Below are 9,769 nucleotides of genomic sequence, written 5' to 3' on the forward strand. Positions count from 1 at the left end.
GCATGAAGAAGTACCTGGTTGTGCTGTTGTTGGCCCTGGGATTGTCTAATTTCAGCCTGGCCCAGACGGTCACCATCGGCTTGGTCTCCGGTCACAGCCCTGCTTTTTTGTGGGTGGAGTTGCTCCGAACCACCTTCCGCCAGGAGGTCGAGGCCCGTCTGGCGGGCAGCGGTATCCGCGTCGAATGGCGGGAATTTTTTGGGGGCGCTCTGGCCCCGGTGGGCGGCGAGCTAGACGCACTGGGGGGCGGGCTGGCCCAGGTGGGGGTGGTGCCTACCCTGTTTAACCTCAATCGCCTCCCCATCTACGGCCTCACCTACTACACCCCCTTTGGCTCCGGCGATCCCTCCCTGATAGCGGAGGCCGTGGCGGCGGTGCAGAACAAAACCCCTGCTTTCCGCGAGGCGCTGGTTCGCAACGGCGTTGTGCCGTTGGGCGGGGGCTTCACCCTGGACAGCTACCAGCTCATGACCACCTTTCCGGTGCGTCAGTTTGCCGATCTGAGGGGCAAAAGGATCTGCGCCCCCGGGCCTGCCGTAACCTGGCTCGAGGGTACCGGGGCAGTGGGCGTAGCCGGCAACCTGGCCACCTATTACCAGGATTTGAGCACTGGCGCCTGTCAAGGCGTGATTGTTTTCCCCACCGGAGCCCTGCCCGCGCGGCTTCATGAGGTAGCCAAAAACGTGGTGCTGGTGGATTTTGGAGCGCAGTTTGCCGGGCTTTTGGGGGCCAACAACCGCTGGTTTGAAGCCCAGCCGGAGCCCCTAAAGCGGGCCCTCCTGGCTGGCGCTGAGAAATATGCCGCCGAGTACGCCCGCATCTCGAGGGAGCGGGCCAGCGGAGCCCTGGCGGAGATGGAGCGGCGAGGAGCCACCCTGATCCGGGTGGGGGATGACTTCAAACGTCGCTGGGCTTTTACCATGCCCAACATTGCCGAGCGGTGGGCGAACGAGCTGAACCTCCAGGGAGCCCCGGGCACCCAGGTACTCTCGAACTACATGACTGAGCTGCGCAATCGCAAGGCGCCCCTGGTTCGACAGTGGGATCGCTAGGTCTGGTCACCGAGCCTTTGGGTTCGAGGCATAGGGTCCACGACACGGGCCTGCTGGTACGTCTCAAAGATGCTGATTAAATTACAGGTCTACCTGGAAAAGTTACTGCTTGCCCTGGCGGTTGCCATCCTGGTGGCCATTCTCCTGCTGGTGATGGCCGATATCCTGGCCCGCAACCTGCTGGGCCAGCCCATTCGCGGGGTAGCCGAATTCCTGAGCCAGACGCTCTATCTGGTGGTTTTCCTGGGGCTGGCCAGCGCATTCCGCCAGGGGGCGTTTATACGCTCCGATCTGATCTATCGTTATTCACTTGGCCGGCGTTGGAAAAAGGGCCTTGAGCTTGCCCACCTGACCGTTACCCTGGCGGTCTTTGTGCTGCTCACCGCGCTGACCTTCCAGAGCCTGAATGCCTCGTTCATGGCAGGGCAGCGGGTAGGGCTGCCCGGCTACTTTAGCTTTCCAGAGTGGCCGTTCAGGCTGCTTACCTTTCTGGGAACCCTGTTGCTGGCCAGCCTGGCCGCTTTGCGCTGGGTGGCAATGGCCAGGAGAAGGGGAACCGAGGCTCTGCCATGATCGTTGGCTTCACGATTCTTTTACTGCTGCTGCTGATTGGCCTGGGCCTTCCCGTGGCGGTGGTGCTGTTTCTGTTGGGATGGCTTTTAGTCTTTTTCACGTCGGGGGATTACGTGCAGGCCAACCGTTTGTTGGCCTTCACTATTGACCAGAGCCTCAGAAACTACTTCCTTTCGGTAATCCCCCTTTTCGTGTTGATGGGTGAAGTCTTTGCCCGCTCGGGCTTTGTCGACGATCTCTTTCATGTCCTGGTACGCAGGCTCGGTCGGATTCGTTCAGGCATTCCGCTATCGGTGGTTTTCGGGAACGCCGTCTTCGCAGCAGCCACCGGCGTTTCGGTGGTATCGGCCTCCTTGTTTGGCCGGGTGGCGGCGCCGGTAATGATTCGGAGCGGCATCCTGCCAGAGACCGCCACCGGTCTCATTGCGGGGAGTTCCATCCTGGGCATGCTGATTCCCCCGAGCATCCTGATGATCGTCTATGGGCTGCTGACCGATCAGCCCATCGGCAAGCTTTTCATTGCCGGACTGGTGCCGGGGCTGCTGGTGGTGATGGCTTATTCCACCTACATTCTGGCCCAGGGAAAGCGGCTGTTCGCTGCCACGCTGCCATTTTCAGAAGCTACGCTGACCCCAACGCGTCCAGAGCGCTCGATGGGGATTCTGGGTCTAATGATTTCGATCGTGATGGTGCTGGGTGGGATCTACAGTGGGCTGTTCACCGTGGTAGAGGCGGCTGCGGTTGGCGCTACCCTGGCCGTCCTGACCGGTCTGATCAGTGGCAGACTTGGGCCTGGCAGGCTGCTGGAAGCACTGGTCAGCAGCGTGGTGACCACTGCCTCCATTGGGATCATATTCCTGGCTGCAAGCTTTTATTCCAAGGCCATTGCTCTGGTTGGTCTGCCTGGCAACATCCAAAAATGGTTCGCAGCGATAAACCAGGAGCCCTGGCTGATAGTCCTGCTTATCTGTGGGATTGTCTTTTTGCTGGGTTTTGTGCTGGATACGGTCTCCACCCTCACCATCGTGATTCCGGTGGTGTACCCGGTGCTTACAGCCCTGGGTGTGGATCTCATCTGGTTTGGCATCCTGGTGATTCTGGCGGCCGAGATGGGTTTGATCACGCCCCCGGTGGGCCTATCGGTCTACGCCCTCAAGGCAGCCCTGCCTAAGGAAGCAGACGTGCCCCTCGAGACCATTTTCAAGGGCGCAGTGCCCTTTCTCCTGCTCCTGGTGCTGGTGTTTGGGGTGGTGTTTGCGTTTCCGCAAATTCTGCGATAACTCAAAACTTGCACTTATCCATCCCGCGCATACCTATGCCCGGGAACCACTTGAAAAGGGCCGCCGGGTTCCCTTCGGATGAAGGGTGCTATGCCACAAGCGGCCCAATCCTTACTTCTGCACCCTCCTGGCCCTCCTGCCAACCCCCCACCTCCGGGAGTCCTACAAGGCCCTGCTGTTCCTCCTTCTCACCGGTCACGGCAAAGCCAGGCCCCAGCACAGCAAGACCAAATCCCCCTCCGCCCTCTCCCGCTTCCTGAACCAGTACCCCTGGCCCACCCGTGCCCTCATCCGCCTGGCCCGCAAAGAGGCCCAGAAAGCCCTGGATCGGGCTAGACCAAGGCGGGGGCCCAAGCCCAGGCTGCTGGTGGTTCTGGATCTGGTCACCCTGGAGAAGCGAGGACTATTCAGCGCCTTGCCCCTCTCCTTCTTCCACGGAAAGTGGGGTCTGCACCTGGTAGTGCTCTACCTCGTCCTGGGGGATCTCCGTCTTCCCTGGGCCTACCGGGTGTGGCGGGGGAAGGGGGAGAAGACCCTCTCCCTCCAGGCCCTGCGCCTCCTGGCCTCCCTGCCCCCTTGGATGAGGCGGGCCTTCCGCCTCCGGGTGGCAGCCGATGCTGCCTTTGGTACCCTCCCCTTCCTGGCCGGGTCAGGAGGCTGGAGCTGGAGGCAGTGGTGGGGATGCGGCGGAACCGCAGAACCAGGGAGGGGCTTTCCCTCCAGGAGCTCAAGGGCCGGGGGGCGCAGGTCTACCTGCGGGGGCTTCCCTTTCCGGTCTGGGCGACCCGGTACCGCTACCCCTTGCCCGGGGGAGGGTGGACCTGGCGGTACGTGGTGGCCCGCTTTGGGCAGCGGACGGCTTTGGGGGTGCACCGGTTTTTGGTACTCTCCCTCCTGGCCTACCTGCTGGCCCACTGGGTGAAGCTGATCCCGGGGAAAGAAGGGCTCGCCTGGCGGGAGGCTGGGCGGGAGGTGGTGCGCTTTCTCCTGCCGGAGATGGTCCTGCGGGTTCTCCTGGAGGAGCTTCAGCGTTTGGGTCTTTGGCCCCCGCCTTCGGGGAGAGGTGGGTGTTTATGCGGGGTATTGGGGAGGTGCAAGTTTTGAGTTAAGGGAGAGATTAGCCTTCCTAGCCTCTTGAAACTCCTCATTCAACCCTAGCGTTAGCTCCTTGCTTCCAGTCATAGTGGATCAAGCCAAACCCATTCACAACGTGGTGGATCACATCGAAAATAAAGGCGCTCTTTACGTTGGTTTCGGTGGACGTAAAAACCCATCTCATCAACCATGACCTGGTTGAACGAGTTGGCAGCAGCAAAACACTCGATTAAGCCATTCTTCACGGCCAGCACGAGCAGGCTACACGTTCGAAAGACTGTAACGCCCATTTCCTCTGCCAATGTGGCCAGAGGGCTATCATCCGTAAGCAATACCCAATCGTTCAACTTAGCAAATGCCAGGCTCTCAGCATCCTGAGGACTTGGCTGTGCCGCCATCTGTTCAATCTCTAGTCGCTTCCGGAACGTCACTAGATTGAGTTGGGCTGGCTGCCATAAAACCCCGTGCTGTTTGACAAAATCCATTCGATTGAAATACCTCCGGGTCATTCTTGAATCGGCCTTTTTGAATCCCGCTTTGAAAAGACCTTTGGCGAACTCGGCCCTCGGCTGGCCGGAGTATGGGGGAAGCTCCATCGGGTCGAGAACCGAGGGTGCGATATAGATTGGCCCCCCTGCCAACTGGTAAAGCAAGTCGGATAACCCGGCATCCACAAAATTCGATAAAACAGAGTTATCGACAATAACGGTTTTTTGGAGCGGCCGGTGTGAAGACTGCGGTGGGGCGGCAGCCAAGGATCACCTCAAAGGTGGGAGTTCGTCAAACTCGATCCAGTTGCGGCGCTCCTGGTCAGGGCTCAGGGGCCCTAGAAGCTCGTCTTGGATGGTGTTGGAATCCACCTCCAACAGCCTTGCTGCCTGATTCACCGAGTACTTACCATCTTCAATGGCGTCCCTAACTAGTTGCAAGACGGAAACCGGGTAACGCTCTAGATCCCAGACTTGGGGCTTCCCAGGGATGATGTAATCATCGGGCGGAAGCCCTAGACGGGCGGCGATATCCTCTACGCTTGGCACGAGCAAGCGATCCTTATGGCGATCATCGATATGGCCCTCACCCAACAACCTATACACCAGGGTACTGTAGCTGACTCGGAAGAATAGAGCGAGTTGGAAGGTTTCGTACTCGGTGATTCCAGATGGATCCTCGCACACCCGCTTTAGCTGCTGACGCAGGGCGCTACCAGGAACTAAGAAATGGGCTGCCCAGGCATTAGCGAAACGTTCCCTGCTCCGTTCCTCAGGATCTTGGGTTTCAGCACGACTTATAAGGCGGCGCTGGCCATAATGGTAGATGGCGTGAGCCAACTCGTGGGCCAGGGTGAACACCTGCCTGCCCGGGGTCACGCTGGTGTTGACCAGGATGCACCACCCGAGCCGGGGATGATTCAGAAAGGCTCCAGAGATGCCACCGTCATCCAGACCACCTAGCGGGGCTTTGTAGACTAAGATGCCCTGCTCATCCATGAATGCCCACAGATCCGGCAGCGCGTCTTCCCCGAGGTTGTAGTAGGCACGAACCCCTAGAGCCAGCTTGGAGGCTCGGCGGATATCCACAGTGTACCCCTCGTCTATCGCCTTAGGCGGCTTTCTAGGGCCACTTTGACAATCAGTACCCAGGATTCTCTCCCGGAAGGCCGCCCAGCGGTCGAGGAACTCAAGCCACTGCCGTATGCCGCTCTGTGCCTCCGGCTTTCCCCGATACAGTACTCCTAAATCCTCCTCATCCTTGAGGTCTTCAATTCCCAACAGATAGCCTTGGCTGACCCCGTACAGCCGTGCCAGTGAGGCGCATTGGACGGAACTGGGGATGCGCTTGCCACTCTCCCACATCGAAAGCAGCTCCCGCGGAATGTTGAGCAAGCTGGCGGCTTGCTCTTGGGTCATAGCAGAGCTCTTTCTCAAAGCCTCGAGTTTATCGCCTAGCTTCACTTTTTCCTCCTTCCGATGTTATGTTACGAAATCTTTAAAAATAAATCATTAGAAAAATACACTTTCTAACGCATAAATCATTGGAAATCGTTACATGTTTACTTGCAACTTATTGGAATTTGTGATAGACTTTTATTGGAGAAGTCAGTAAGGCTTCTCCAAGAAGTTGGAAACGAGGAGCCGACACTCCCCGTTTCATGTTGGCCAAAGGCGAAGGGCCCTCGGCGCCAAGCATTTGACACCTTAGCTTACCTGGGGGATCCCTTCAGAGTCAATCTTGCTTCTGAGGAGGTCATTATGGTTCAAAACAAGCACCACCCCGACCAGGGCCAAGGCCCCAAGTTCAAAGTTGACATCGAGGGTAAGCTGTACGACTGGGATAAGCCAACCATTACCACGGCGGAAATTCGCCAACTGGGCGGGCTTACCGCCGATCCCGTGTTGGTGATTGACGCAGACAACAACGAGCGGCAACTCGCTGAGGATGAAGTAGTCGAGCTCAAGCCAGGCCTGGGATTCTCGAAGAAGATCCGGTTTAGGCGGGGTTGAGCCATGGCTCAACCCCAAAGCCCCCGCATGGTGGCCGAACTGGAGCTGATCCGGCGAAAGTACCCCAACGCCGTTTACAGGGTTGACACCAACAGCATGGAGTGGGTGATGGTGCCGGACTACCCCCTGCCGAAGGAGATCTGGGGCAGGGACAAGGCCCACGTTGCGGTCAAGATCCACCCTGCGGCCTACCCAGCCAACTATCCATACGGCCTCTACGTCGAGGGGCCAATGCAGCTGCTCAGCGGCCAACCTGTGGGCAACTACACCCCTGTCAGCGAGCCGGTGCCCTTTCCAGGGCAGTGGGGCGTTTTCTCGTGGTACGTAGAAAATTGGAACCCTCACGCCAACGTAGAGAAGGGCAACAACCTAGCGCGCTTCATCGACAGCTTCGCTGAGCGTTTTAGGGAGGGGGCATGAGCCCCCTCTCCCTGCATCTCAAAGCCACTGCCTACACTTCGCTGCTGGCTCACCTCCTTCAGGGCGAGGATGAGCAGGCGGCCTTCGGCTTCGCCTGCATGGAGCACAGCCTGCACCTCGAGGCCCTGGAGCTGCTTCAGCCCCGCAGTTACCGCTTCCAGAGTGGCTACCACATCGAGCTGGATCAGGAATCCCTGGCCCGGGTCATCAAGCAGGCCTGGGACAGTAATACGGCACTCGTAGAGTTCCATTCCCACCCCTTACAAGCGGGTTGGCGGAGAAAGCGGCGAGTAATGGCCTCCTTCTCCCCAAGCGACATGTGCGGCTTCCAGGAGTGGGTGCCGCACATCATGTGGCGGCTGCGGCAGCGACCTTATGTGGCCGTCGTGGTGACCTCCGACAGCTTTGACGCCCTGGTCTGGCAGGCCGGAGACCAGGTGATGAGCCCTAGGGGTCTGCACAGCTTGGTTCTGGATGACGGGCGCGAGCTGAGACCCACAGGCGAGACCTTGCGCTTGCTAAGCGCTGGGAGTTTCGATTATGACTGAGCGTTACGAACGTCAGGAGCGACTCTTTGGCAGGGAGGGGCAACGCAAGCTCGGCGAGGTCAAGGTGGTGATCGCAGGGGCGGGTGGGCTCGGCTCGGCCCTGGCACAGCAGCTCGCCTACCTGGGCGTGCGCGAATTCACCCTCCTCGACCCCGATCGCCTCAGCCACACCAACCTCAACCGTTTGGTTGGCGCCTACCCGAGCGACCTCGATAGCTCACCCCAAAAGGTCGAGTTGCTCAAGCGATTGATCCTGCAAATTGCGCCCGATGCCCATATAGACGCCGTTCCCAAGTCCGTCGTCAGCCCGGAGGGTTTCGCCGCTGTACGAAGCACTGACTACGTGTTCGGCTGTGTTGACCTCGACGGCCCCAGGCTGGTTCTCGCCCAGATCTGTGCCGCGTACGCCAAGCCCTTCTTCGACCTCGCTAGCGAGATCGACCCCGACTCCACCCCGATGACCTACGGTGGAAGGGTCTTTTTCTCCGACGGTGCCTGGTGCCTGAGATGCGCGGCGGAGGTGGATCAAGAGGAGGTTCGGCGGTTCTTGATGAGCGAATCCGAGCTCGAGCAGCATAAAAGGCTATATGGCCTGGATGTAGGTCACCCCGAGGACTCGGGACCGTCCGTTGTCACCATCAACAGTGTCATTGCCAGCCTCGCAGCTACTGAGTTCCTGGTCGAGGTCACAGGGTTAAGGCGCGCAGCCCCCAAGCTTACGTACCGCGGCCATGAGGGCAAAGTCACCCGAGCCGACATCCCGAGCCATGGCAATTGCCCCGTGTGTGCAACCTGGGGACAAGGGGAAGCTGCGGGCGTAGAGCGCTACTTGAACACTAGGGTCGCGAGCCAATAGCTTGGCGGACTGACTTCCGTCTTCCGTCTCGGACATTGGTCAGCACTCTGATACCTGACCACCCTACAGTTTGGCAGGGTCGAAAAGCGGCGGTAGTGACCAGCACGGAAAGGCTGTACTCCGGGGTGCCCAATCCCTCGGGGCCAAGGTGCTATCAGGCACAAACGTCTTGTCCGAGTAGATCAAGGTTTCCAGACCAAGTAAAGCGGAATTCGAGAGACTCATTGCAGGGCTTGCCAGTGCCAAGTTCACGCCAAGAGTTGAACATCTCAAGCACCTTTACAGACTGCTTCAGGAGAGATGGAACCCCCTTTCCGCACACTCTCCCCATCGGGATTAAGCCGGATGACCTCGGGCAGCGGTTTACCCTCGCTAACAGCCTTGGGCAACCCCCTGAGCCGCTCGAGCACCTTCCAGGGGATGTACCTATGCTCGCCCTCCACGATCACCCGAGGGTAGGTGTAGAGTTCCCGCCCGATCCCCCAGACGGTGGCGACCCGCTTCAGGGCCCCCGAGATGCCACCCTTGAAGGGCTCCATGTCGGAAGCGCCCGAGCCGTCCTGCTTTTCCACCCACTCTCCGGTCTCGGGGTGCTTGACGGTGATGCCTGCGATGACCCCGTGCTCGTTGCCCACCTGTGCCGGGGCGTAGCGCACCTGCCAGCCGAAAGGCCCGAAGGCCCGGTCCAGCCGGGTCATCACGGCCCTTGCGTCAATGTAGGGGGCCAGGGTGGTGCTCCCATTTTTGGACGAGATGATCTTCCACTCGATTTCGTCGCTGGTGAGGGGGGCGGTCAAGATGTTGATGGTTTCCATGTTTCCTCCTTGCTAGAAAAGCAGAGGGGTGGCCTTGGCCACCCCCCGGATTGGTGTTGCATTACTCTTTTTCGCGCGAGCCGAAGTAAAAACCCAGCACGGTGCCCACCACCCCAAACAATGGGGAGAGTACCAGGCCTGCTACCTTTGCCAGATCATCGAGATTTTGGGCAATGCTCAGTCCGCGCCAGAGGATTGCCCCCGTAAAGCCCAGTCCGGCTAAAGCCAGCAAACCAGCAAGTGTCAACTACCCCGACCAACCCCTAACGGGTTCTGGTCAGGGCTTGCAGGGACAGAACCATGCAGAGCACGATTCGCTTCCCCCACGTTCGGCAGGTTGACGACTGCCCGGCCCCTTCCCCGGAGGTTCAGGGCCGCGATGTGGTCGGCGTGTCCAGCGAAGCCGCAAACCACACAGCTAAAAGTGCTTTGGTTGGGCCGATTGGCCCGCTCAGTATGCCCACAGTTTGGACATTCCCGGCTGGAGTTCCTGGGGTCAACCAACACCACCCTGACCCCCTGACGTTGGGCTTTGTAGCTGAGCTTCTGCCCGAAGTCGTGGAAAGCCCAGGAATGCAGCCAGGCTCGCTTCAGCGACCGCCAGGTGGAGCGCTGAGGCCGTCTAGCCC

12 protein-coding genes and 1 pseudogene are annotated in these 9,769 nt (G+C 59.4%); 8 read left to right on the plus strand and 5 right to left on the minus strand.

Annotated elements, in window-relative coordinates:
- The first annotated feature begins 2 nt into the window (after positions 1-2).
- The 4 genes and pseudogenes from Mgrana_RS12390 (at position 3) to Mgrana_RS17305 (ending at position 4,009) form a co-directional block, all read left to right on the plus strand.
- Positions 3-1,052: a C4-dicarboxylate TRAP transporter substrate-binding protein gene (locus Mgrana_RS12390; RefSeq protein WP_119357924.1), complete on the plus strand. Its 1,050-nt coding sequence runs from the start codon at positions 3-5 to the stop codon at positions 1,050-1,052.
- Between the two features lie 69 nt (positions 1,053-1,121).
- Positions 1,122-1,625 carry a TRAP transporter small permease gene (locus tag Mgrana_RS12395; RefSeq protein ID WP_119357925.1) on the plus strand — a complete coding sequence of 168 codons (504 nt, stop codon included), beginning with the start codon at positions 1,122-1,124 and terminating at the stop codon, positions 1,623-1,625.
- Positions 1,622-2,905: a TRAP transporter large permease gene (locus Mgrana_RS12400; protein WP_119357926.1), complete on the plus strand. Its 1,284-nt coding sequence runs from the start codon at positions 1,622-1,624 to the stop codon at positions 2,903-2,905. Before Mgrana_RS12395 ends, Mgrana_RS12400 begins: the two co-directional genes overlap by 4 nt.
- A gap of 90 nt (positions 2,906-2,995) precedes the next feature.
- Positions 2,996-4,009 (plus strand): annotated as a pseudogene (locus Mgrana_RS17305) (transposase).
- Positions 4,010-4,083: 74 nt separating this feature from the next.
- Here Mgrana_RS17305 and Mgrana_RS12410 read toward each other — a convergent pair.
- Both Mgrana_RS12410 and Mgrana_RS12415 read right to left on the minus strand, forming a co-directional pair.
- Positions 4,084-4,755 carry a PIN domain-containing protein gene (locus Mgrana_RS12410; protein ID WP_119357927.1) on the minus strand — a complete coding sequence of 224 codons (672 nt, stop codon included), beginning with the start codon at positions 4,753-4,755 and terminating at the stop codon, positions 4,084-4,086.
- A 3-nt stretch (positions 4,756-4,758) separates the two neighbouring features.
- Positions 4,759-5,952 carry an XRE family transcriptional regulator gene (locus Mgrana_RS12415; protein WP_119357928.1) on the minus strand — a complete coding sequence of 398 codons (1,194 nt, stop codon included), beginning with the start codon at positions 5,950-5,952 and terminating at the stop codon, positions 4,759-4,761.
- 297 nt (positions 5,953-6,249) lie between these two features.
- On the opposite strand from Mgrana_RS12415, the gene Mgrana_RS12420 reads away from it, so the two are divergent.
- From Mgrana_RS12420 to Mgrana_RS12435, 4 genes are read left to right on the plus strand one after another with little or no spacing between them, the layout of a single operon-like run.
- Complete coding sequence (locus Mgrana_RS12420) at positions 6,250-6,501, plus strand: multiubiquitin domain-containing protein (RefSeq protein ID WP_119357929.1); 252 nt, start codon at positions 6,250-6,252, stop codon at positions 6,499-6,501.
- 3 nt (positions 6,502-6,504) lie between these two features.
- Entirely contained in the window at positions 6,505-6,921 is a 417-nt protein-coding gene (locus Mgrana_RS12425) for a hypothetical protein (protein ID WP_119357930.1), read from the plus strand.
- Complete coding sequence (locus tag Mgrana_RS12430) at positions 6,918-7,469, plus strand: hypothetical protein (RefSeq protein WP_119357931.1); 552 nt, start codon at positions 6,918-6,920, stop codon at positions 7,467-7,469. Before Mgrana_RS12425 ends, Mgrana_RS12430 begins: the two co-directional genes overlap by 4 nt.
- Entirely contained in the window at positions 7,462-8,325 is an 864-nt protein-coding gene (locus tag Mgrana_RS12435) for a HesA/MoeB/ThiF family protein (RefSeq protein WP_119357932.1), read from the plus strand. The genes Mgrana_RS12430 and Mgrana_RS12435 overlap by 8 nt, the downstream gene beginning before the upstream one ends.
- 269 nt (positions 8,326-8,594) lie before the next feature.
- Here Mgrana_RS12435 and Mgrana_RS12440 read toward each other — a convergent pair whose 3' ends face one another.
- The 3 genes from Mgrana_RS12440 to Mgrana_RS12445 all read right to left on the minus strand — a co-directional run.
- Entirely contained in the window at positions 8,595-9,140 is a 546-nt protein-coding gene (locus tag Mgrana_RS12440; protein WP_119357933.1) for a Rad52/Rad22 family DNA repair protein, read from the minus strand.
- A 61-nt stretch (positions 9,141-9,201) separates the two neighbouring features.
- Positions 9,202-9,372: a hypothetical protein gene (locus Mgrana_RS16865; protein ID WP_170146476.1), complete on the minus strand. Its 171-nt coding sequence runs from the start codon at positions 9,370-9,372 to the stop codon at positions 9,202-9,204.
- Positions 9,373-9,383: 11 nt separating this feature from the next.
- Positions 9,384-9,769: zinc ribbon domain-containing protein (locus Mgrana_RS12445; protein WP_147371302.1), on the minus strand; the 386-nt coding region annotated here is incomplete at its 5' end.

The organism is Meiothermus granaticius NBRC 107808 (assembly GCF_003574355.1).
GTDB classification, from domain to species: domain Bacteria; phylum Deinococcota; class Deinococci; order Deinococcales; family Thermaceae; genus Meiothermus; species Meiothermus granaticius.

Excerpts from the sequence above, each read along its gene's own strand:
- Mgrana_RS12390 (WP_119357924.1), top strand. The coding sequence starts at position 3 with ATGAAGAAGTACCTGGTTGTGCTGTTGTTGGCCCTGGGATTGTCTAAT.
- Mgrana_RS12395 (WP_119357925.1), top strand. The coding sequence starts at position 1,122 with ATGCTGATTAAATTACAGGTCTACCTGGAAAAGTTACTGCTTGCCCTG.
- Mgrana_RS12400 (WP_119357926.1), top strand. The coding sequence starts at position 1,622 with ATGATCGTTGGCTTCACGATTCTTTTACTGCTGCTGCTGATTGGCCTG.
- Mgrana_RS12420 (WP_119357929.1), top strand. The coding sequence starts at position 6,250 with ATGGTTCAAAACAAGCACCACCCCGACCAGGGCCAAGGCCCCAAGTTC.
- Mgrana_RS12425 (WP_119357930.1), top strand. The coding sequence starts at position 6,505 with ATGGCTCAACCCCAAAGCCCCCGCATGGTGGCCGAACTGGAGCTGATC.
- Mgrana_RS12430 (WP_119357931.1), top strand. The coding sequence starts at position 6,918 with ATGAGCCCCCTCTCCCTGCATCTCAAAGCCACTGCCTACACTTCGCTG.
- Mgrana_RS12435 (WP_119357932.1), top strand. The coding sequence starts at position 7,462 with ATGACTGAGCGTTACGAACGTCAGGAGCGACTCTTTGGCAGGGAGGGG.
- Mgrana_RS12440 (WP_119357933.1), bottom strand. The coding sequence starts at position 9,140 with ATGGAAACCATCAACATCTTGACCGCCCCCCTCACCAGCGACGAAATC.